This is a genomic window from Bradyrhizobium sp. LA2.1, from assembly GCF_040547725.1.
GTDB lineage: Bacteria > Pseudomonadota > Alphaproteobacteria > Rhizobiales > Xanthobacteraceae > Bradyrhizobium > Bradyrhizobium barranii.
Genome location: NZ_JBEPQI010000021.1, coordinates 114,368 through 135,215 on the forward strand (window position 1 = coordinate 114,368; position 20,848 = coordinate 135,215).

At 64.9% G+C, this 20,848-nt stretch carries 19 protein-coding genes; 10 read left to right on the forward strand and 9 right to left on the reverse strand.

What is annotated here, in order from left to right; all coding sequences use genetic code 11:
* Positions 1-39: 39 nt before the first annotated feature.
* The 4 genes from ABIB95_RS33080 to ABIB95_RS33095 form a co-directional block, all read right to left on the reverse strand.
* Entirely contained in the window at positions 40-270 is a 231-nt protein-coding gene (locus ABIB95_RS33080) for a F0F1 ATP synthase subunit C (RefSeq protein ID WP_007599451.1), read from the reverse strand.
* Positions 271-323: 53 nt separating this feature from the next.
* Positions 324-1,073 (reverse strand): F0F1 ATP synthase subunit A, encoded by a 750-nt coding sequence (locus ABIB95_RS33085; RefSeq protein WP_071916889.1) that lies wholly within the window; start codon positions 1,071-1,073, stop codon positions 324-326.
* 112 nt (positions 1,074-1,185) lie between these two features.
* Positions 1,186-1,560, reverse strand: a complete 375-nt coding sequence (locus ABIB95_RS33090) for an AtpZ/AtpI family protein (protein WP_063980777.1) — start codon at positions 1,558-1,560, stop codon at positions 1,186-1,188.
* 135 nt (positions 1,561-1,695) lie between these two features.
* The gene (locus tag ABIB95_RS33095) at positions 1,696-1,986 is read right to left on the reverse strand and encodes a hypothetical protein (protein ID WP_354245685.1); all 291 of its coding nucleotides are present in this window, start codon (positions 1,984-1,986) and stop codon (positions 1,696-1,698) included.
* Between ABIB95_RS33095 and ABIB95_RS33100 the strand changes: the two genes are divergently transcribed.
* Together ABIB95_RS33100 and ABIB95_RS33105 are read left to right on the forward strand one after the other, a co-directional pair.
* A complete protein-coding gene (locus ABIB95_RS33100; RefSeq protein WP_502917892.1) occupies positions 1,919-2,437 on the forward strand; it encodes a hypothetical protein in 519 nt (172 codons plus the stop codon). The genes ABIB95_RS33095 and ABIB95_RS33100 overlap by 68 nt on opposite strands.
* Before the next feature lie 160 nt (positions 2,438-2,597).
* On the forward strand, positions 2,598-3,071 hold the full coding sequence (locus tag ABIB95_RS33105) for a secondary thiamine-phosphate synthase enzyme YjbQ (RefSeq protein WP_085402614.1): 474 nt from the start codon (positions 2,598-2,600) through the stop codon (positions 3,069-3,071).
* 62 nt (positions 3,072-3,133) lie between these two features.
* Here the strand turns inward: ABIB95_RS33105 and ABIB95_RS33110 are convergent, their stop codons facing one another.
* On the reverse strand, positions 3,134-4,759 hold the full coding sequence (locus ABIB95_RS33110; RefSeq protein WP_175627402.1) for an MFS transporter: 1,626 nt from the start codon (positions 4,757-4,759) through the stop codon (positions 3,134-3,136).
* Positions 4,760-5,102: 343 nt separating this feature from the next.
* Between ABIB95_RS33110 and ABIB95_RS33115 the strand changes: the two genes are divergently transcribed.
* Positions 5,103-5,774, forward strand: coding sequence for a response regulator (locus tag ABIB95_RS33115; protein ID WP_071917775.1), 672 nt, complete (start codon positions 5,103-5,105; stop codon positions 5,772-5,774).
* Positions 5,775-5,807: 33 nt separating this feature from the next.
* Here the strand turns inward: ABIB95_RS33115 and ABIB95_RS33120 are convergent, their stop codons facing one another.
* A complete protein-coding gene (locus ABIB95_RS33120; protein ID WP_354245692.1) occupies positions 5,808-8,642 on the reverse strand; it encodes an ATP-binding protein in 2,835 nt (944 codons plus the stop codon).
* Positions 8,643-8,842: 200 nt separating this feature from the next.
* Here ABIB95_RS33120 and ABIB95_RS33125 point away from each other — a divergent pair, with 200 nt between their 5' ends.
* The 4 genes from ABIB95_RS33125 (at position 8,843) to ABIB95_RS33140 (ending at position 11,804) form a co-directional block, all read left to right on the forward strand.
* Positions 8,843-9,262 carry an organic hydroperoxide resistance protein gene (locus ABIB95_RS33125; RefSeq protein ID WP_354245695.1) on the forward strand — a complete coding sequence of 140 codons (420 nt, stop codon included), beginning with the start codon at positions 8,843-8,845 and terminating at the stop codon, positions 9,260-9,262.
* A gap of 35 nt (positions 9,263-9,297) precedes the next feature.
* Complete coding sequence (locus ABIB95_RS33130; RefSeq protein WP_354245698.1) at positions 9,298-10,326, forward strand: alpha/beta fold hydrolase; 1,029 nt, start codon at positions 9,298-9,300, stop codon at positions 10,324-10,326.
* A 72-nt stretch (positions 10,327-10,398) separates the two neighbouring features.
* Positions 10,399-10,962, forward strand: coding sequence for a cytochrome P460 family protein (locus tag ABIB95_RS33135; RefSeq protein ID WP_354245701.1), 564 nt, complete (start codon positions 10,399-10,401; stop codon positions 10,960-10,962).
* Positions 10,963-10,979: 17 nt separating this feature from the next.
* Positions 10,980-11,804 (forward strand): SDR family NAD(P)-dependent oxidoreductase, encoded by an 825-nt coding sequence (locus ABIB95_RS33140; protein ID WP_354245704.1) that lies wholly within the window; start codon positions 10,980-10,982, stop codon positions 11,802-11,804.
* Positions 11,805-11,811: 7 nt separating this feature from the next.
* Here the strand turns inward: ABIB95_RS33140 and ABIB95_RS33145 are convergent, their stop codons facing one another.
* The 3 genes from ABIB95_RS33145 to ABIB95_RS33155 all read right to left on the reverse strand — a co-directional run bounded on the left by ABIB95_RS33145 (position 11,812) and on the right by ABIB95_RS33155 (position 17,805).
* Positions 11,812-15,321 (reverse strand): PAS domain-containing hybrid sensor histidine kinase/response regulator, encoded by a 3,510-nt coding sequence (locus ABIB95_RS33145; RefSeq protein ID WP_247316305.1) that lies wholly within the window; start codon positions 15,319-15,321, stop codon positions 11,812-11,814.
* A gap of 321 nt (positions 15,322-15,642) precedes the next feature.
* Entirely contained in the window at positions 15,643-16,872 is a 1,230-nt protein-coding gene (gene hemA / locus ABIB95_RS33150; RefSeq protein ID WP_071916882.1) for a 5-aminolevulinate synthase, read from the reverse strand.
* Between the two features lie 198 nt (positions 16,873-17,070).
* Positions 17,071-17,805 carry a GntR family transcriptional regulator gene (locus ABIB95_RS33155; RefSeq protein WP_354176143.1) on the reverse strand — a complete coding sequence of 245 codons (735 nt, stop codon included), beginning with the start codon at positions 17,803-17,805 and terminating at the stop codon, positions 17,071-17,073.
* Between the two features lie 158 nt (positions 17,806-17,963).
* Here ABIB95_RS33155 and ABIB95_RS33160 point away from each other — a divergent pair, with 158 nt between their 5' ends.
* Genes ABIB95_RS33160 through ABIB95_RS33170 form a run of 3 tightly spaced genes read left to right on the forward strand, consistent with a single transcriptional unit; the run spans position 17,964 to position 20,843 of the window.
* Positions 17,964-18,992, forward strand: coding sequence for a TRAP transporter substrate-binding protein (locus tag ABIB95_RS33160; RefSeq protein ID WP_063980785.1), 1,029 nt, complete (start codon positions 17,964-17,966; stop codon positions 18,990-18,992).
* A gap of 25 nt (positions 18,993-19,017) precedes the next feature.
* Complete coding sequence (locus ABIB95_RS33165; RefSeq protein ID WP_063986054.1) at positions 19,018-19,566, forward strand: TRAP transporter small permease; 549 nt, start codon at positions 19,018-19,020, stop codon at positions 19,564-19,566.
* Positions 19,563-20,843, forward strand: a complete 1,281-nt coding sequence (locus ABIB95_RS33170) for a TRAP transporter large permease (RefSeq protein ID WP_259259388.1) — start codon at positions 19,563-19,565, stop codon at positions 20,841-20,843. The genes ABIB95_RS33165 and ABIB95_RS33170 overlap by 4 nt, the downstream gene beginning before the upstream one ends.
* Positions 20,844-20,848 lie beyond the last annotated feature (5 nt).

Below are 20,848 nucleotides of genomic sequence, written 5' to 3' on the forward strand. Positions count from 1 at the left end.
TGCGCGCCGCTTCGGTCGAAGCGGCGCGAAACATCGTCCTCAGAGCGGAACGAACAGCAGCAGCAGCGCGATCAGCAGCGAGAAAATGCCAAGCGCTTCGGTCACGGCGAAGCCGAAGATCAGGTTGCCGAACTGGCCCTGAGCGGCCGACGGATTGCGAACGGCTGCGGCAAGGTAGTTGCCGAAGATCACGCCCACGCCGACGCCCGCGCCGCCCATGCCGATGCATGCGATGCCCGCGCCGATAAGTTTTGCTGCTGCCGGATCCATTTTAGACTCCTTGGAAGAAAGATTGGGTTGTGGGTGGAAATTCCCCGGACCGCTCAGTGTCCCGGATGAATGGCGTCGTTCAGGTAGATGCAGGTCAGGATCGCAAACACATAGGCCTGCAGGAACGCGACCAGAATCTCGAGAGCGTACAGCGCGACCGTGAGCGCCAGCGGCAGCACGCCGCCGACCCAGCCGAGCGCGCCGAGCGAGAAGCCGAGCATGGCGACGAAGCCCGCGAAAACCTTGAGCGCGATGTGGCCGGCCAGCATGTTGGCGAACAGACGGACGCTGTGGGAGACCGGCCGCAGGAAGAACGACAGGATCTCGATGAACATCACCAGCGGCAGGATGTAGCCGGGGACGCCGTGAGGCACGAAGATCGAGAAGAATTTCAGGCCGTTCTTGGCAACGCCGTAGATCAACACGGTGAAGAAGACCAAAAGCGCGAGCGCGGCCGTCACGATCAGATGGCTCGAGATCGTGAAGGTATAGGGGATGATGCCGACCAGGTTCGAGACGCAGATGAACATGAACAGCGAGAAGATCAGCGGGAAGAACTTCATGCCTTCCGCGCCGGCCGTCGAACGGATGGTCGAGGCGACGAATTCGTAGGAGATCTCGGCGACCGACTGGAGGCGCCCGGGAACCAGCTGCGTGCCACTGGCAAGCATCAGGAACGAGATGATCGCCACCGCCACCAGCATGTAGAGCGACGAATTGGTGAAGGCGATCGTGTGATTGCCGATATGGCCCAGGGTGAAGAGAGGCTCGATGTTGAACTGGTGGATCGGGTCGATTTTCATCAGCGCGGCATCTCTTGGTCTGCCGGGCAATGCCGGCGGGTCTCGGTCTGCCGGCCGGGCCGGCCCGTACCGGCATGGCCGGCACGATCATTCCTCTGTTGGTGCGGATCGCTTAAGAATCACCGCGCCTGTTTTGACCCGCGCCTGCCGTTCTCACCACATTCACCACGCCGGCCACGAAGCCCAGCAGCAGGAACACGATAAATCCGAAAGGCGACGTCGACAGCAAGCGGTCGAAACCCCAGCCAATCCCCGCTCCGACAACGACCCCGGCGACCAACTCGGAGGATAACCGGAAACCAAGCGCCATCGCCGAAGCTCTGGCCGCTCTGTCTTCACCGTCACCTGCGGGTTGCTCGGTCTTGATTCGTCGGTCCCGGAATTCGGACAACCGCTGATCAAGATTTCCGAGCCGTTCGGAAAGCGCAGCTTCCTCGGACGATCTATCGCGATCCCCATTCTCGCCGTGTCCCGTGCCCTGTGTCATGCAACGAAGACCCGAAACGCCGCGGCTGAATGGAAATTACGCCCGCCACCCTCAAAAGCCGCGCGGACCATACTGATGGCCCATAATCAAGTCAAGCCAAGTCACGATTGCGTCGCGTTCTATTATGTATCTGATTTACTTGATGATATTGGCACGCACGGCAACGCTGCACACAGCGTGACGCCGCACCGCAGCAGCTCTCTTCATGATCGGCGAATGCGACCACCATTTCGTCCTGCCGGCGGGATCAAAGGGATTGCCGCGATCGTTGATATCGGTGGCGCGTTTTGGGCGGCAGATCGCCTCGCCGGGGTGTAGAATTGAAGAGAGCCACAGAAGCGCCATGGCGGAGAGCGCGATGAGACCAGCAAATTCATCCACAGCATCATGGCTTGCAGCGGCGGTATTCGCCGCGGTGATGACCATCGGCGGCGGCCTGGTTACCGCACAGTCCGCGCCCGACAGCGAAAACGGCCGCTACAGCATGACGCCCATCCCCGAAGGCGTGCTGCGGCTCGACACCCGCACCGGCACGGTATCGACCTGCAGCAGGAATGGCGCCGGCTGGGCCTGTTACGCGGTGCCCGACGAACGCACCGCGCTCGACGCCGAGATCGGCCGGCTCCAGGCCGAAGTCGAGAAGCTGAAGGGGCAGATCGCGGCGGGGCCGACCGTGTCCGGCAAGATCGACGAGGCGCTGCCGAAATCCGATCCGCTCAAGAAGGACCCGAAGGTCGCCGAGGGGGACCGCAAGATCGAGATTCCGCTGCCCAGCGACCAGGATGTCGATCGGGTGATGTCGTTCCTGGAAAAGGCCTGGCGCCGGCTGATCGACATGGCCAACCGCGTGCAGAAGGACGTCTCGGGGAGGATTTGAGGACCTCTTCGCGCTATCCATGCGTTGAGCTGCCGTAGGGTGAGCAAAGGCGTTCTTACGCCGTGCCCACCATGTTTCCACCGTGACGTTAGAAGACGTGGGCACGTCGCTACGCGCCTTTGCCCAACCTACGGCGGCATTCCGAGTTGAGAGATCTTTCATGACATCAGGCAAATCCGTCACGCGCTCGGCGCCATCGTCGGTGCAAGCCACCACCGTCGCATCGTCACTGCTGACCGTGCAGACGCCCGGCCGCGGCTTCACGGATCTCACCAGCGAAGCCGCGAAGTTCATCAATGAGGTTCAGGCGCGCGATGGCGCGCTGACGCTGTTCATCCGGCACACCTCGGCTTCGCTGACGATCCAGGAGAACGCCGATCCGTCCGTGCTCGTCGATCTCACCACGTCGCTGTCCAGGCTCGCGCCCGAAAACGGCGGCTGGACGCACGACACCGAGGGACCGGACGACATGCCGGCGCATATCAAGACGATGCTAACCGGGGCCTCGCTTCAGGTCCCGATCCTGAACGGCAAGCTCGCGCTCGGTACGTGGCAGGCGATCTACCTGATCGAGCACCGCAGGCGCCCGCACCGGCGCGAGGTGGTGCTGCAATTCATCGGCAGCAATCACTGATCCCAAAACAAAACCGGCCGCGGAGACCGCGGCCGGTTCGTATTGTCGATCGCTGCTGTCGATCAGGTCGCCTTGATGTCGACGTCCTTGGTCTCGGGCAGGAAGAAGAAGCCGATCACGACGGTAATCGATGCGAAGATGACCGGATACCAGAGACCGGCATAGATATCGCCGGTCGAGGCCACGATCGCGAACGCGGTCGCGGGCAGCAGGCCGCCGAACCAGCCGTTACCGATGTGGTAGGGCAGCGACATCGAGGTGTAGCGGATGCGGGTCGGGAACAGCTCGACCAGCATCGCGGCGATCGGGCCGTACACCATGGTGACGAAGATCACCAGGATGAACAGCAGCCCGACGGTCGCGGCCACCTGCGGACGGAAGATGTCGAACGGATGCGACATCTTCACGATGCCCGCATCGCCCGGCTTCGGATAGCCGGCTGCCTGCACTGCGGCGAGCAGCGCGGGATTGCCGTCCTTGGCGTTGGCGTAGGCGATGTCCTTGCCGTTGACCACCACCTTCACGCCGGAGCCGGCCGGGCCGGAAGAGGTCGAGTACTTGACCGACGCGCCCGACAGGTAGGCGCGTGCGGTGTCGCAGGGCGCGCTGAAGACGCGGGTGCCGACCGGGTTGAACAGGTCGCCGCAACCCGCGGGATCCGCCACCACGTCGACCTTGACCGACTCGATCGCCTTTTCCAGCGCCGGGTTGGCGTTGGTGGTGATCATCTTGAAGATCGGGAAGAAGGTCAGCGCCGCGATCAGACAGCCGCCGAGGATAATCGGCTTGCGGCCGATCTTGTCGGAGAGCACGCCGAACACGATGAAGAAGCCGGTGCCGAGCAGCAGCGACCAGGCGATCAGCAGGTTGGCGGTATAGCCGTCGACCTTCAGGATCGATTGCAGGAAGAACAGCGCGTAGAACTGGCCGGTGTACCAGACCACGCCCTGGCCCATCACGCCGCCGAGCAGCGCGAGCAGAACGAGCTTGCCGTTCTGCCAGTTGCCGAAGGCTTCCGTCAGCGGCGCCTTCGAGCTCTTCCCCTCGTCCTTCATCTTCTGGAAGATCGGGGATTCGCTGAGGCGGAGCCGGATCCAGACCGAGATGCCGAGCAGCAGCACCGAGACCAGGAACGGGATGCGCCAGCCCCAGGCCGCGAAATCGGCTTCGCCGATCGCGGAACGGGTGAACAGGATCACCAGCAGCGACAGGAACAGGCCGAGCGTGGCGGTCGTCTGAATGAACGAGGTGTAATAGCCGCGCTTGCCGTTCGGCGCGTGCTCCGCGACATAGGTCGCCGCACCGCCATATTCACCGCCGAGCGCCAGGCCCTGGGCGAGGCGCAGCGCGATCAGGATGATCGGGGCCGCGATGCCGATGGTCGCCGCATTGGGCAGCAGGCCGACGATGAAGGTCGACAGACCCATGATCAGGATGGTGACGAGGAAGGTGTATTTGCGGCCGACGATGTCGCCGACGCGCCCGAACACGATGGCGCCGAACGGACGGACGAGGAAGCCCGCGGCGAAGGCCAGCAGCGCGAAGATGTCGCGGGTTGCCGGCGGATAGGCCGAAAAGAACTGCGCGCCGATGATGCCGGCCAGCGAACCGTAGAGGTAGAAATCGTACCACTCGAAGACGGTACCGAGCGAGGAGGCGAGAATGACGAACCGTTCGTCCTTCGTCATTCCTCCCGCGCCCGCTTGAGACACAGCCATTGTCGACATGTTGAGTCGCTCCCCGAAATGCGTTTCCTCGCGCCCCGGATATCCGGTCATACCGGATCAACCCAGGTCTTGGCTCCAAGGTAACATCGGCGTGAAACCCGCCCCAATACGACTTTCGGCCTTGCGCACTGACGCGCACCTGACGCCGCGGACCTTTCAATCCGGCACGATCGCGCTCGACCATGGGTTAACCCCGTTCCCGCAAAGGGATAATGCCCACTTGCATGCCACGGCCGGTCGGGAAAGAATTGACCAAGGCCCCGGGCCGGCCTACTGGCCCGGTGTGAATGCCAGCAAGAGAACGATGAGCGCTCCTTCGACCCATCTCGTCATTGCCGATGACCATCCCCTGTTCCGCGACGCGTTGCGGCAAGCGGTGGCGGGCGTCCTGACCTCGGCCAGGATCGACGAGGCCGGATCGTTCGAGGATCTCACCAAGCTGCTGGAACAGACATCCGACGTCGATCTGGTCCTGCTCGACCTCTCGATGCCCGGGATCTCCGGCTTTTCCGGGCTGATCTATCTGCGCGCGCAGTACCCGGCCATCCCGGTGGTGATCGTCTCGGCCTCCGACGACAGCGCCACGATACGCCGCTCGCTCGATTTCGGCGCCTCCGGCTTCATCCCGAAGCGATTCGGCGTCGAGACCTTGCGCGACGCGATCCTCAAGGTGATGGAGGGGGACGTCTGGGTTCCCACCGACACCGATCTATCGGCCGCCGCCGATCCCGACATGACGCGCCTGCGCGACCGCCTGGTGACGCTGACGCCGCAGCAGGTCCGGGTCTTGATGATGTTGTCGGAAGGGCTGCTCAACAAGCAGATCGCCTATGAGCTCGGCGTCTCCGAAGCCACCATCAAGGCGCATGTCTCGGCGATCCTGCAAAAGCTCGGCGTCGAGAGCCGCACGCAGGCGGTGATTGCCGCGGCGAAGATCGCCGGCGGCCAGTGGAAGCAGGGCACCCCGACGGGATAAGCCCGTCGTTCCGGTGCGCACTGCCGACCTGGGTCACCCCAGGAGCCTCTCGGCGGCCTTGATATCCGCAGTCTCGGAGCCCTCGGCAAAGCCCTCGAGCGCCGACTGCAGCAACCGCTTCGCTTCCTCACACCGGCCACGTTCAGCAAGGAACTCGGCGAGATCGATCGCAGCCCGCAGCTCCCAGGCTTTTGCGCCGTTGCGACGGCCCAGCTCCAACGACTGCATTAGGTGGCTTTCGGCATCTCCACGGTTCGGCTGCGGCAGTGACAGCAACACCTTGCCCTTCATGCGCAGCAGCTCGGGCATGTAGAGATGATCGCCGCCTTGCTCGACGAGGCCGATCGCGTCGTCGATCAAGCGCGCGCTCCGCTCGATCTGCCCGAGCGCCAGCAAGCCATGCACGAGTGCGATGTTGAAAGTCGTGGTGAGCAGCTCGTAGCCGGCGTCGTGGAGCTCGCGCAGACAGGCCCGTATCGTCTCGACGCCGCCAGCGGCGTCGCCCCGCCGGATCGCCAGCTCGCCTTTGACGCCGCGGCCGACCGCGAGATAAGGGCCCATCGAGCGTGTTTCGGCGTGTGCGATGAAGCGGTCGAGGTTCTCTTCCGCGCCGTCGAGATCCCCGCTCCAGAGATCGATCGAGACCGCCCAGATCAGCGCGATGCAGAGCGTGATCGGATGGTCCATCTGCGCGGCCTCGGTGACCGTCTGCCGCGCCAGTTGCCGCGCAGCCGCCGGCCGGCCCTGCAACCAAAGCTCGCGCGCGAGCGAGATGCCGGCCCGGTTGCGGTGATCGAAGCCGTGGACCGTGCTGATCCGCTCCGTGCCCGGCCCGTGCCAGGCGGCCTCCAGCATGCTCAGGGCGTCGCGATGCTCGCCGGCCAGATGCAAGGAGACACCCAGCAGCGAATGGGCGAGGGCGATGGCAGCGGCATCGCCGAGCGTCTCGGCGACCGTGAGGCTCTGCTGCGCATAACCGAGCGCGGCGTCGAACTGTCCCATCCGCTCGTGGAAGATGTGCATGCGGCCGAGCAGCTGGAGCTGGTTCGGCGCGTCGCCGCGCGCCTCGGCGATCGCCAGGCTCCGGCTCAGGGCGGCACGCGCAGCTTCGCTGCCGCCACGCGTGAACATCAAGGTCAATCCGAGGGCGGCCTGGATGTGCATTTCCTCGGCGCTGCCGCGCGAGGGCGGATCGATCGCAAGCAGCGCCCGTTCCGACCAGCGTCGGCATTCGATCAGCAGCGACATCGCGAGAAAGATCGGAGCCGCCGCGGCGGCGAGCGCAATGCCGATGCTCGCGTCGCCGTTCGCGCTAAAACACCAGTCCAGCGCGGCGCGCACGTTGTGAAGCGCGGAGAAATGGATCGCGCGTTCATCGGCGCTCGGCACCGTCGCCCATGTCGTGCCGGCCTGCTCCAGCCATCGCCGGTAGTAGGTTGCGTGGCGGGCGGCAAGCGCGGTCTCGTTCGGCTCGATCTCGAGCAGATAGGCGCGCGTCGTGTCGAGCAGACGGTAGCGCATCATGGCACCGACCGGTCGCGGCGCGACCATCGACTTGGCGACCAGGCTGTCGATGGCGTCGAACAGGCGCGAGCGGTCGACGCGCTCGTCCGGCACGATTTCGAGCGCGGCGTCGATGGTGAAGTGACCGGCGAAGACGGCAAGCCGGCGCAGCACGAGGCGCTCGGTGTCGGACAGGAGCCCGTAGCTCCAGTCCAGCGTCGCTTGCAACGTCTTCTGCCGCGGCGGCGCGGTGCGCTGGCCCTGCCAGAGCAGATTGAGGCGTTCGTCGAGCAGTGCGGCCGTCTGCTCCAGGCCGTAGGCCTCGACCCGGCCAGCGGCGAGCTCGATCGCCAGCGCCATGCCGTCGAGCTTGCGGCAGATCCCGGCGGCGATCGCGGCATTGGCATCGTCGAGCGCGATCTGCGCGCCGCCGGCCATGGCACGTTCGAGGAAGAGCTGAAGCGCAGGATAGGTCTGCGCGGCAGCCGCGGTCAGCCCGGGATTGTCAGGCGGAACGGCGAGCGGCGCCAATCGGTAGACCTGCTCGCCCTCGACGCGCAGGGCCTCGCGGCTCGTGGCGAGGATATGGACATGCGGTGCGGCGTGAAAGATTTCGGCTGCCAGCGGCGCCGCGGCGGCGACGACGTGCTCGCAATTGTCGAGGATCAGCAGCATCCGCTTGTCCCCGAGATGCGCGAGCAGTGCCGGCAGGGGATCATCGGTCTGCGCCGGCAAGCCCAGCATCAGCAGGATCGAGGTGATCACGAGATCGGGATCGCTGAGCGCGGCGAGGTCGACGAAATGCGCGGCGTCGGAGAAAGTCTCGAGCAGGTCGTGCGCGATCGCCACCGCAACGGCGGTCTTGCCGACGCCGCCCGGGCCGACAATCGTGACGAAGCGCGAGCCGATGAGCTTGTCGGAGACGGCGGCGACCGCATCGTCGCGCCCGACCATCCGTTGCAGCCGGTTCGGCAGCTTGACGGGCGGTAATTCCGTCCGTTGGGCGGGACGCCGCTCTGCCGCGATTTCCGCCTTCGAGATCGGCGCCACGAAGCAATAGCCGCGGCCGGAGAGCGTGGTGATGTAGCGGGCGCCGTCCTTGCCGTCGCCGAGCGCCTTGCGCAGGGCTGCGACGTGAAAGCGCAGATTGGCTTCTTCGACGGTCAGGCCGGGCCACACCAGCGCCATCAGGTCCCATTTGCTGACGACCTCGTTCGGCCGCGACATCAGCGCGATCAGCGTGTCGAAGGCCTTCGCGCCGAGCGGCAGCGCGACGCCGTCGCGCATCACGAGCCTTTCATGCGATGTCACGGTGAATGGCCCGAACGATAGGGTTCCCGTTGCGGTGCCGGCCGGCTCGGTCATGGCGAAATCTTGGTCCTTTCAAACGGACCGGATAGCCAGATGATCGCAATCCGGCAAGGCCGCACCTGCATCGGCATCAGACCGCTGATGCAGGCCTCGTGGCGGGGCTGCGCGCCGGGGCCTCACAACTTCTCACAAGTCCAAACGGGTGTCCTGCGGACGCCGCTGCTAGTCAGTTGCGCGACGGCAAGGAGACCTTCATGACGCAAGCGGCAAAACTGCTCTACACGGCCAGGACCCATACCGGCGGCGGACGGCACGACGGCATATCGCGCAGCTCCGACGGCCGCCTCGATGTCAAATTGTCGCCGCCGGGCGGCACCGGCATCGGCACCAATCCCGAGCAATTGTTCGCGGCCGGCTGGTCGGCCTGCTTCGAAGGCGCGATGGAGATCGCGGCCCGCAAGCGCAAGATCGAGCTTCCCCGGAAATGCGCGATCGATGCGGAGATCGATCTCGTGCTCGACGAGGGTGCCTATTCGCTCAGCGCGCGCCTCAACGTCAGCCTGCCGGGTCTCGATCGCGAGATCGCGCGCGGCATCGTCGAAGAGGCGCACCAGACCTGCCCCTATTCCAAGGCCGTCCGCGGCAATATCGACGTCACGGTCGCGCTGATCTGACGGACATCACCAACCATCAACAAGGTAGCACCACCATGAAACAGATCATCGACCAGCACCGCCGCAAATTCTTCGGCGTCGCCGCGGGAACCGTCGCCGTCGGTCTCGGCGTGATCGACCTCGCCCGTGCCGAAACGGACGTGCCGAAGTCGTCCGCATCGAATGCGTCGTTCGGTCCGATCAAGCAGATCGACGCCGGCGTCCTCAATGTCGGCTATGCGGAGGCAGGTCCCTCGAACGGTCCCGTGGCGATCCTGCTGCACGGCTGGCCTTACGACATTCACGCCTTCGTCGATGTCGCGCCGATCCTGGCAAAGGCCGGCTATCGCGTCATCATCCCCTATCTGCGCGGCTACGGCTCGACGCATTTCCTCTCCAGCGAGACGCCGCGCAACGGCGAGCCCGCCGCCATGGCCGTCGACATCATCGCGCTGATGGACAAGCTCGACATCAAGAAGGCTGTCATCGCCGGCTTCGACTGGGGGGCGCGCACCGCCGATATCATCGCTGCGTTGTGGCCGGATCGCTGCCGCGCGCTGGTGTCGGTCAGCGGCTATCTGATCTCCAGCCAGGCCGCGGGCAACGCGCCGCTGCCGCCGTCGGCCGAGCTGCAATGGTGGTATCAGTTCTATTTCGCGACCGAGCGCGGCCGCGCCGGATACGAGAAGTACACGCATGATTTCGCAAAACTGATCTGGAAGCTCGCCTCGCCGCAATGGAAATTCGACGACGCGACCTTTAACCGGAGCGCGGCGGCGCTAGATAACAGGGATCATGTCGCCATCACGATCCACAATTACCGCTGGCGGCTCGGGCTCGCCCAGGGCGAAGCGAAATACGAGGAGCTCGAAAAGAAGCTCGCCGTAGCTCCGGTGATCAGCGTCCCGACGATCACGATGGAAGGCGACGCCAACGGTGCGCCGCATCCCGACCCCAGCGCCTATGCCAAGAGGTTCTCGGGCCGGTACGACTTCCGCCTTATCACCGGCGGCATCGGCCACAATCTGCCGCAGGAAGCGCCGCAAGCCTTCGCCAAGGCCGTCATCGACGCCGACGGCGCCTGAGCGTTCATTCGATGCCTCGGTCCAGCGCGGCTGGACCGAGGCTATGCCGCGATCCCAGCATGAAGGAACGTCATGACGTCCATCGAACCTGAAAAGAAGACGCGCTCTTATGCGACGGCTATCACGCTTGCCGCGCTCCTTCTCGTCGTTCTCCTGACTTGCGTGCCCTATTTGGTCTCGATTGCTCTTGCCGAGGGACCGGCACAAGGCAACACGGCAGACGCCTCGCCGATCTTCGGCGTCACGATTCCTGCGGGTTACAAGCAGTGGGAGCTGATCGCGCCCGCCGAAGAGGCGGCGCCGCTCGATGAGCTTCGCGCCGTCGTCGGCAACCAAACCGCGATCGACGCTTATCAGGCCGGAAAACTTCCGTTCCCCGATGGCACCATTCTGGTCAAGCGCGCCTGGAAACGGAAACAGTCGCCGGAATTCGCATCCGCAACGATCCCCGGCGCGGCCACCACGGTTCAGGTGATGGTCAAGGATTCCAGGAAATATGCGTCCACCGGCGGCTGGGGCTTCGGGCGCTTCATCAATGGCAAGCCGGTCGACGAGGCCCAGCACCGCACCTGCTTCGCCTGTCACGACGCCCGCGCCAAGAGCCACGACTACGTCTTCACCCGGCTTGCGCCTTGAGCGGTCAGGAGCCCACCGTGTCAAAGATCTGGTTCATCAGCGGCAGCTCGCGCGGGCTCGGACGCGCCATCACGGAAGCCGCGCTTGCGGCGGGCCACCGGGTGGTTGCCACTGCCCGGAATCTCGGTCCGCTCGAATCGCTGCGGGAACGCTTTGGGGAAAGACTGCGGCTCGCAACGCTCGACGTGACTGACGAGGCGGCCGCGCAAGTGGCCATCGGCCTCGCCGTGGAGGCGTTCGGCGGCGTCGATGTGGTCGTGAACAATGCCGGCTATGGCGATCTCGGATCGGTCGAGGATACGAGCCTGGCCTCGTTCCGTCAGCAGATCGAGGTCAATCTGCTCGGCACCATCATCGTCACCAAGGCGGCGATCCCCGTGCTGCGCCGGCAGCGCCGCGGGCATATCGTGCAGTTCTCGTCCGTCGGCGGACGGATCGGAGCCCCTGCACGCGCGGCCTATTCGGCCGCGAAATGGGGCATCGAGGGCTTTTCGGAATCGCTGGCACGCGAGATGGCGTTGATCGGCGTGCACGTGACGATCGTCGAACCCGGCGGCTTCCGTACGGGCTTTGCGCAGTCAGCGCATGCGACCGGCGAAGGGCGGGCGGAGTACGATGCCGTCGTTGGAGCGGCGGTCAGGATGCAGCGCGATTACGATGGCCGCCAGCCGGGCGATCCGGCGAAGGCGGCCGCCGTCGTGCTGGAGCTCGTCGACATGGACAGCCCGCCGCTACGGATCGCGCTCGGCAGCGACGCCGTGAACGCCATCGCGGCGACGGACCGGCAACGCCTCGACGAGCTGGAGAAGTGGCGCGCGCTCAGCGTCTCGACTGACTACTGACCGCGTCTCACTCCGCCGCGACCATCTGCTGCGTGCGCCACTGTCCCAGCAGGGCGCGGAGCGAGGCCGGCTTCACCGGCTTGTTGAGCACCGCGACATTTTCCTCGCGCGCGGCGACCTGCACTGCGGGGCTACGGTCGGCGGTGATCAGGATCGCAGGGATGCCGTCGCCGAAGCGGCGGCGGATGTCGCGGATGGCGGCAATGCCATTGCCGCGGTCGAGGTGATAATCGACCAGCAGGCCGGTGACGCGGCGTCCCGCGCCTTCGATCGCGGCGATCGCGCCCTCGGGATCGGCGACCGCGATGACCTCGGCGTCCCAGGCCTTCAGCAGCGTGCGCATGCCGTCGAGGATCGCCGCGTCGTTCTCGATGCAGACGATGAGGGCGCCCGAGATCGGCCTACGCGCCAGCGGCGTCGCGCTGGTCACGGCCGCGGTGTGGGTGATCGCCTTGGCTGTCGGCACTGTCACGGAGAAGACCGAGCCGCCGCTCTTGTTGCCGTCGATGGCGATGCCGTGCTTGAGCACGCGTGCAAGACGCTCGACGATCGAGAGGCCGAGTCCAAGGCCGCGGGCGATCCGCGCGCCCTGTTCGAGGCGGTGGAACTCCTTGAAGATCTCGCCGCGCTTGACCGGCGGGATGCCGACGCCGGTGTCGTAGACGCAGATTTTCAGCGAAGGCCCCTGGCGGCGGCAGCCGACCAGCACGCGTCCGCGCGGGGTGTATTTGATCGCGTTGGAGATCAGGTTCTGGAGCAGGCGCCGCAGCAAGAGCCGATCGGACTCGACCGGCAGCGAGCAGGGCACGAAGGCGAGCTCGAGGTTCTTGGCGCGTGCGATCGGTGCAAACTCGATCTCCAGCGAGCGCATCAAATCGGCCATCTTGAAGCTCGAGATCGAGGTCGTCATCGCGCCGGCATCCAGCCGCGATATGTCGAGCAGTGCACCGAGGATCTCCTCGATCGCCTGGAGCGATTCGTCGATGTTCTCGACCAGCCGCGTCTCCTCGCCGCTGTGCTGGCGCTCGACCAGGCTGGTGACGTAGAGCCGCGCCGCGTTCAGCGGCTGAAGGATGTCGTGGCTGGCTGCTGCCAGGAAGCGCGTCTTGGAGATGCTGGCGTCCTCGGCCGCGCTCTTGGCCAGCGCCAGCTCCGAATTCAGCCGGGTCAGCTCCTCGGTGCGGTCGCGCACCCGCTTTTCCAGCGTCGCATTGGCGCGCTCCAGCGCTTCGGCGGCCTCGAACGTGGGGGTGACATCGGTGAAGGTGATGACGAAGCCGCCGCCGGGCATGCGGTTGGTCAAGATCTCGATCACCATGTGGCGGTCGGGCAGGCGCTCGAGATAAGGCTCGCTGTCGGTGGTGTAAGCCGCGAGCCGCCGCTCCAGCATGGCTTCGCGCTCGACCGGATTGTCCGGCTCGCTCACGCCCATGAATTCCAGGATTTCACGCAATGGCGTGCCGAACTGGATGAAATGCGGCGGCACGTTCAGGAGATCGCCGAACTGCCGGTTGGAGCAGATCAGCTGCAGGTCGGCGTCGAACACGGCGATGCCCTGGCGGACATGGTTGAGCGCGGTCTGGAGGATCTCGCGATTGAAATGCAGCGCCGCGTGGGAATCGTCGAGCAGTTTCAGCGCCGCTTTCGCCGAGACCGTCCGCTTGCGCAGCAGCAGCGACATCACGAGCCGCGACGAGGCCGCGCCGATCGAAGAGGCGATCAGGTGCTCGGCGTGCTGCAGCAGCTCGAAATCGGCGGGCGCCCCGGATTCCAGGCGTACATTGCGCCGCACCGAAAATGCCTCGAACGAATGCCGGGCGCGGTCGGGCCCGAGATATTGCGCGACCGTGGTCTGGATGTCCTGCACCGTGACGGTGGTGCGCCAGCGGCGGAAGTTCGGGGAGATCGGCGCGAGCGTGTTGGGCACGAACAGATCGGCTTGCACCAGCTCGATCGAGGACGGCCGCCGCGCCAGCGACAGCAGCACATAGGTCAGGATGTTGAGCGACAGCGACCAGATCACGCCGTGCATCAGCGGCGGCAGGTCGGCGCCAAACAGCGCTTGCGGCCGCAGCGCCTCGATCCCGAACGGGCCGTGCTGGAGCAGCAGGATGCCCGCCGTCGAGGAATCCATGAAGCTCGGGATGAACAGCGTGTAGAGCCACACCGCGAAGCCGACCAGCATGCCGCCGATGGCGCCGCGCGCGGTGGCGCGCCGCCACAGCAGCCCGCCGAAGAAGCTTGGCGCGAGCTGGGCGATGGCGGCAAAGGAGAGCAGGCCGATCGCCGCAAGCTGGGTGTTGCCGAGCGCGCGGTAGTAGAAATAGGCCATCACCATGATGGCGAAGATCGCAAGCCGCCGCGAGCGCAGCAGGAAGTCGCTGAAATCGGCGCCGCCGGTGCGCCCCTCCGGCCGCCGCTGCAGCACCAATGGCACCACGAGGTCGTTCGAGACCATGATGGAGAGCGCGACGCATTCGACGATCACCATCGCGGTCGCCGCCGACAGCCCCCCGACGAAGACGGCGACGCTGAGAAGTCCCGCGCCGCCCTCCATCGGCAGCGCCAGCACATACATGTCCGGTTCGACCGCGCCGAACGGAAAGGTGACGAGGCCGGCGAGCGCGATCGGGATCACGAACAAATTGATGGCGACGAGATAGAACGGGAACAGCCAGCGCGCGCGGCTGACCTCGGCATCCGAGGAGTTTTCGACCACGCTGACGTGGAACTGGCGGGGCAGCAGCATGATCGCGCAGAGCGACAGCAGCGTCATGGTGAGGAAGTTGCCGATCGACGGCGAATAGTTGATGGCGCGCACCGCCTCCGGCGTCCTCATCGCGCGCTCGATCAATTCGTGTGGCGAGAACATCCAGAAGGTGACGAAGATGCCGGCGGCGAGGAAGGCGATCAGCTTGATGATGGATTCGGTTGCGACCGCCAGCATCAGGCCGTGCTGGTGCTCGGTGGCGTCGGTCTGCCGCGTGCCGAACAGCACGGCGAAAGCGGCCATCGCCAGCGTCACCATCAGCGCCATGTCGCCGAGGATCGGGATGTGGGAGAACGCCTGGTCCTCGCTCAGGATCGTTTCGAGCGAGGAGGCGACCGCCTTGAGCTGAAGCGCGATGTAGGGCACCGAGCCGATGATCGCGATCAGCGCCACCGTTGCCGCCACCGCCTGGCTCTTGCCGTAGCGCGCGCCGATGAAGTCGGCGATCGAAGTGATGTTGTGCGCTTTCGCGAGCTGGATCACGCGGCGCAGGACGCCGGCGCCGAGTCCGATCATCAGGATCGGGCCGACATAGATGGCGAGGAAGTCGGTCGAGGCGCGGGTGGCGAAGCCGACCGAGCCGAAGAAGGTCCAGGAGGTGCAATAGATCGCGAGCGACAGCGGATAGATCAGCCCGGACGCGCGGCCGCGCCCGGCCGGCGAGCGGCGGTCGCCATGGCTCGCCACCAGGAACAGAAAGCCGATATAGCCGAAGGCGGCAGCGATCACGCCCCAGTCGTGCAGCATGGCGAGCGCGCTTCTCCCTGGGCGCGAGGGCGCCCGAACTCATTTTCCCTGCAAATCTAGCGCGTTGGGCGGGCGCAAGCGACAGCGAAATGCCCTACCGGGGCGGGAATTGGGGTTGTCGTTAAGGTGCGGGCGGACGCGGATCCCGCTTACCCTCCCCTGGAGGGGGAGGGTCGATCGCGCGAAGCGCGCGCGGGGTGGGGTGATCTTTCCACACGAGCAGCGTCAGAGGTGGAGAGACTGTCACCCCACCCCGTCTCCCATTTTCGCTGCGCTCAATGTGAGCCGACCCTCCCCCTCCAGGGGAGGGTGGAAGCAAGCCTACTCCGCCGCCAGCGACTTTTGCTTGAGCGGCAGACCTAGGCGGTCCCATACCTGCAAGAGCGCTTCGGCGAGCTGATCGATCAAGCCGTCGTCGTGATAGGGCGAGGGCGTGATGCGCAGGCGTTCGGTGCCCTTGGCCACCGTCGGATAGTTGATCGGCTGAATGTAGATGCCGTGCTGTTCCAGCAGCAGGTCGGACGCCTGCTTGCACTTCTCGGCATCGCCGATGAACAGCGGCACGATATGGGTGTCGCTCGACATCACAGGCAGGCCGGCAGCATTGAGGATCGCCTTGACGCGGGCGGCGCGGTCCTGGTGGCGCTCGCGCTCCCAGTTCGAGGTCTTCAGGTGCTTGATCGCGGCGGTCGCGGCCGAGCAGATCGCCGGCGGCAGCGCAGTGGTGAAGATGAAGCCCGGCGCGTAGGAGCGCACGGCGTCGATGATCTGGCCGTTGGCGGCGATGTAGCCGCCGAGACAGCCGAACGCCTTGGCCAGCGTACCCTCGAGAATGTCGATGCGATGCATGACACCGTCACGCTCGGCGATGCCGCCGCCGCGCGGGCCGTACATGCCGACGGCATGGACCTCGTCGACATAGGTCATCGCGCCATATTTCTCGGCGAGATCGCAGATCTTGGCGAGCGGAGCAACGTCGCCGTCCATCGAATAGAGGCTCTCGCAGGCGATCAGCTTCGGCCGGTTCGGACCTGCGGCCTTCAACTTCTCTTCGAGGTCGGCGAGGTCGTTGTGGCGGAACACGACGCGCTCGCAGGCGGACTGGCGGATGCCCTCGATCATCGAATTGTGGTTGAGCTCGTCCGACAGGATCAGGCAGTTCGGAATGAGCTTCGCGATGGTCGCGATGCCGGTCTGGTTCGAGACATAGCCCGAGGTGAACAGCAGCGACGCTTCCTTGCCGTGAAGATCGGCGAGCTCGGCCTCGAGCTGCACCAGCGGATGATGCGTGCCGGCGATGTTGCGGGTACCGCCCGCGCCGGTGCCGACGCGGGTCGCGGTTTCGACCATGGCGCCGACCACCTTCGGGTGCTGGCCCATGCCGAGATAATCGTTGGAGCACCAGATCACGACGTCGCGTTTGCCCTTGGGCGAGTGCCAGAGCGCATGCGGGAACCGGCCGGCGATGCGTTCGAGATCGGCGAACACGCGGTAGCGCCGCTCAGTGTGGAGACGATCGAGGGCGGTATTGAAGAACTGGGCGTAATCCATCGGCAAAACCTAAGACGGAACTGACCAAAAAGGGCGCATCTTCTTAGAGCTTTTCCAGCTCTAGAGTCTATGCGCTATCCCACATTTGGGCATGGGGAGCATTTGGGCAAAATGCCCTATCGTGCGATTTGAAACTTGATCCCGATCAAGTTCGCGCGAGAGGCAATGTTGCTTTGCACCATTGGCGGCGGTGCGCGTCTACCCGGCCTTGGCCTTCTTGCGCGGCTCGCTCCGCGCGTCCTTGACGGCGGCCACCGGCTTTAACCAATCCGAATTGCGCAAGGCATGCGCCACGCAATCATGGATGTGGGTGTGCAGCACCTTGTTCGCGCCCTTGGCGTCGCGCTTCAGCGCCAGCTCTTTCAGCTCGCGATGCTCGGCCGCCGCCATCTCGCCGCGGAACACCACGGCGATCATCTGGTAGCGCAGATAGCGGTCATAGACCGCGGCATGCGCATCGAGCAGCACCTTGGAGCCGCAGGCCGCGACGAGCGCGCGGTGAAACTGGAAATCGCACTGCTTCCAGCTTTCCGCATCGGATCGCTCGCCTGACAGCAGCATGCGCTCCATCGCCGCGAGCTTGTGATGCGCCGAGACGATGTGCGCTTCCCAGTCGAGATCGCCGGCCGCGAACGACTTCTCGATCATGTGGCTCTCGAGCAGCTCGCGCAGCTCCGCGATCTCCTGGAATTCGGTCGCCGAGATCGGCGCGACCTCGAAGCCGCGCTGGCCTTCGGCGACGACAAAACCTTCCGAGCACAGCCGGTTCAGCGTCTCGCGCAGCGTCGAGATGCTGGTGCCGTAGGCGCCGCTCATCCGCTCGAGCTTCAGCTTCTGCCCCGGCGTCAGCTTGCCGAAGATCAGGTCGGTGCGGATGCGGCGATAGGCGCTGTCGCCCACCGTCTCGGCTGTCGTGTCGGGAAGGGTGTCCATGCCTCATCCTAGCGCTTTGGACGTGCGTTTTGCCAAATTTCGTAACTTTATCAAGCGTTTCATATAATATCAGACAAAATCAAAAATATAGGTTGATTTATAATTCGTCATATAAGACGTTCCCGCCCCTAAGAACGAGATCAACAGGGGAGGGGGCGATGCCCGTTCGGTTCAAAGGTCTGGCTTTGGTGGCGGCGATCGGCGCGGTCGCCTTGGGCACGATGGGGCCGGCCTCGGCGCAGGCCATTCAGGAGCGCACCATCCGCTGGGGACACCTCAACAACACCGACCATCCCGTCAGCAAAGGCGTGCAGAAATTCGCCGAGATCGTCGCGGCCAAGAGCGGCGGCAAGCTCAGGGTGCGCGAATATCCGGCCAACCAGCTGGGGAGCGAGATGCAGCAGCAATCGGCGCTGCGCGCCGGCACCCAGGAGATGCAGTCGCCGGCGACGACGTCGCTGGTCGGCATCGTCAAGGATTACGGCCTGATCGATTTCCCCTTCATCGTCTCGACGCCGCAGCAGGCCGACGCCCTGCTCGATGGTCCGCTCGGCGCAGCGCTGCTGGCAAAGCTGCCCGAGAAGGGGCTGGTTGGTCTCGCTTATTGGGATCTCGGCTTCCGCAACGTCACCAACAGCAAGCGTGCCATCACCAAGGGCGAGGACCTCGGCGGCATCAAGATCCGTGTGATCCCGAACCCGGTCTATCTGGAGACCTTCAAGGCCTTCAACGCCAACCCGGTGCCGATGAGTTTCTCGGAGCTCTACAGCGCGCTGGAGACGGGCACCGTCGACGGCCAGGAGAACCCGTTCTCCGTGATCCTGTCGAACAAGTTCTTCGAGGTGCAGAAATATCTCAGCGTCACCAATCATACCTACTCGACCAACATCATCCTGATCAGCAAGAAATTCTGGGACGGTCTTTCGCCCGACGAGCAGAAGATTTTGCAGGACGCGGCGATCGAGGCACGCGACTACCAGCGCAAGGTCAGCCGCGAGCAGGCCGCTGCCGCGATCGACGAGCTCAAGGCCAAGGGCATGGCCGTCAACGAGATCGCACCCGCCGAGCTCGATCGCATGCGCGAGAAGACCAAGCCGATCGCGGAAAAATTCTCGGCCGACTACGACCCCGCCATCGTCAAGCTGTTCAACAGTGAACTCGACCGCGTGCACGCGCTGAAGCCGTAAGCCGACGCGCAGCAGGACGGACATGATGAAAACGATGGTCGACGCCTATTTCTGGCTGCTCCGCGCGGTGATCGCGGTGCTGCTCGCCGCCATGGTGGTGCTGGTGTTCGGCAACGTCGTGCTGCGCTACGGCTTCAATTCCGGGATTGCGATCTCGGAAGAGCTGTCGCGCTGGCTGTTCGTGTGGATGGTGTTTCTGGGTGCGATCATCGGCCTGAAGGAGCATGCCCATCTCGGCGTCGATAGCCTCGTCAAGGTGCTGTCGCCGTTCGGCCGCAAGGTCTGCTACGGCCTCAGCCACGCGCTGATGCTCTATGCCTCCGTGCTGCTGACGGAGGGCTCCTGGAAGCAGACGGTGCTGAACTGGGATACGGTGGCGCCCGCCTCGGGGCTCTCGGTCGGCCTGTTCTACGCTGCCGGGATCGTGTTCGGCGCCTCCTCCTGCGTGATCATCGTGCACGAGCTCTATCGGCTCGTGACCGGGCAGGTCGCCGATGCCGATCTGATCGCCATCAGCGAGTCCGAGGAGCTCCCGCATTCTCCTGGCGCCGCGAGCGGAAAGCAGCAGGCATGACTGTCGCCGTCTTCACCTTCTCGCTGCTCGGCGCCATGGCGATCGGGATGCCGATTGCGTTTGCGCTGATCATCTGCGGCATCGCGCTGATGACCTATCTGGCGATGTTCGATTCCCAGATCATCGCGCAGAACGTTATCAACGGCGTCGATTCCTTCCCGCTGATGGCGGTGCCGTTCTTCATCCTCGCCGGCGAAGTCATGAACACCGGCGGGCTGGCGCGCCGCATCCTCAACTTCGCGATCGCGCTGGTCGGCCATTTCCGCGGCGGGCTCGGCTACGTCGCGATCCTGACGTCATGCATTCTGGCCTCACTCTCGGGCTCGGCGGTCGCGGACGCCGCGGCGCTCGGTGCGCTCCTGGTGCCGATGATGGCCGCCGCCGGCCACAATCGCGCCAGTGCGGCTGGCCTCGTCGCTGCCGGCGGGATCATCGCGCCCGTCATTCCTCCGTCGATCGGTTTCGTCATCTTCGGCGTCGCCGCCAATGTCTCGATCTCGAAGCTGTTTCTGGCCGGCATCGTGCCGGGCCTGCTGCTCGGCGTCGGCCTGTGCTTTGCCTGGTGGTGGGTGGTGCGCAAGGAGAACCCGGCGCGCCTGCCACGCAAGAGCATCGCCGAGATCTGGCGTGCGCTGATCGACGGCTTCTGGGCCCTGATGCTGCCGATGATCATCATTTTCGGCCTGCGCTTCGGCATCTTCACGCCCACGGAAGCGGCCGTCGTCGTCGCCGTCTACTCGCTGGTGGTGGCGATGGGCGTCTATCGCGAGCTCAGGCCGGCACAACTGCCGGCACTGCTGGTCTCGACCGCGCAGACCACGGCTGTCGTGATGTTCCTCGTCGCCGCGGCGCTGGTATCGTCCTGGCTGATCACGGTTGCCGAGATCTCCGACCAGATCGTGGCGCTCGTGCAACCGTTCGCGGGCAACAAGACCCTCCTCACCTTCGTGCTGATGATCATCGTCGTCATCGTCGGCACCGCGCTGGACATGACGCCGACGATCCTGATCCTGACGCCGATCCTGATGCCGATCGTCAAGCAGGCCGGCATCGACCCCGTCTATTTCGGCGTGCTCTTCATCATCAACAATGCGATCGGCCTGATCACGCCGCCGGTCGGCGTCGTGCTCAACGTCGTCTGTGGCGTTGCCCGCGTCTCGATGGATGATCTGATCCGCGGCGTCTGGCCCTTCATGATCGCGCAGCTCGTCGTGCTAGCCTTGCTGACGCTGTTTCCCGTTCTCGTCACCGGCCCGGCCAAATGGTTCGGTGGCTAACTTTT

Bases quoted from the DNA above. Each gene is read 5' to 3' on its own strand.
- ABIB95_RS33080 (WP_007599451.1), bottom strand. From the start codon at position 270: ATGGATCCGGCAGCAGCAAAACTTATCGGCGCGGGCATCGCATGCATC.
- ABIB95_RS33085 (WP_071916889.1), bottom strand. From the start codon at position 1,073: ATGAAAATCGACCCGATCCACCAGTTCAACATCGAGCCTCTCTTCACC.
- ABIB95_RS33090 (WP_063980777.1), bottom strand. From the start codon at position 1,560: ATGACACAGGGCACGGGACACGGCGAGAATGGGGATCGCGATAGATCG.
- ABIB95_RS33100 (WP_502917892.1), top strand. From the start codon at position 1,919: ATGAGACCAGCAAATTCATCCACAGCATCATGGCTTGCAGCGGCGGTA.
- ABIB95_RS33095 (WP_354245685.1), bottom strand. From the start codon at position 1,986: ATGGTCATCACCGCGGCGAATACCGCCGCTGCAAGCCATGATGCTGTG.
- ABIB95_RS33105 (WP_085402614.1), top strand. From the start codon at position 2,598: ATGACATCAGGCAAATCCGTCACGCGCTCGGCGCCATCGTCGGTGCAA.
- ABIB95_RS33110 (WP_175627402.1), bottom strand. From the start codon at position 4,759: ATGACGAAGGACGAACGGTTCGTCATTCTCGCCTCCTCGCTCGGTACC.
- ABIB95_RS33115 (WP_071917775.1), top strand. From the start codon at position 5,103: ATGAGCGCTCCTTCGACCCATCTCGTCATTGCCGATGACCATCCCCTG.
- ABIB95_RS33120 (WP_354245692.1), bottom strand. From the start codon at position 8,642: ATGACCGAGCCGGCCGGCACCGCAACGGGAACCCTATCGTTCGGGCCA.
- ABIB95_RS33125 (WP_354245695.1), top strand. From the start codon at position 8,843: ATGACGCAAGCGGCAAAACTGCTCTACACGGCCAGGACCCATACCGGC.
- ABIB95_RS33130 (WP_354245698.1), top strand. From the start codon at position 9,298: ATGAAACAGATCATCGACCAGCACCGCCGCAAATTCTTCGGCGTCGCC.
- ABIB95_RS33135 (WP_354245701.1), top strand. From the start codon at position 10,399: ATGACGTCCATCGAACCTGAAAAGAAGACGCGCTCTTATGCGACGGCT.
- ABIB95_RS33145 (WP_247316305.1), bottom strand. From the start codon at position 15,321: ATGCTGCACGACTGGGGCGTGATCGCTGCCGCCTTCGGCTATATCGGC.
- hemA (WP_071916882.1), bottom strand. From the start codon at position 16,872: ATGGATTACGCCCAGTTCTTCAATACCGCCCTCGATCGTCTCCACACT.
- ABIB95_RS33155 (WP_354176143.1), bottom strand. From the start codon at position 17,805: ATGGACACCCTTCCCGACACGACAGCCGAGACGGTGGGCGACAGCGCC.
- ABIB95_RS33160 (WP_063980785.1), top strand. From the start codon at position 17,964: ATGCCCGTTCGGTTCAAAGGTCTGGCTTTGGTGGCGGCGATCGGCGCG.
- ABIB95_RS33165 (WP_063986054.1), top strand. From the start codon at position 19,018: ATGAAAACGATGGTCGACGCCTATTTCTGGCTGCTCCGCGCGGTGATC.
- ABIB95_RS33170 (WP_259259388.1), top strand. From the start codon at position 19,563: ATGACTGTCGCCGTCTTCACCTTCTCGCTGCTCGGCGCCATGGCGATC.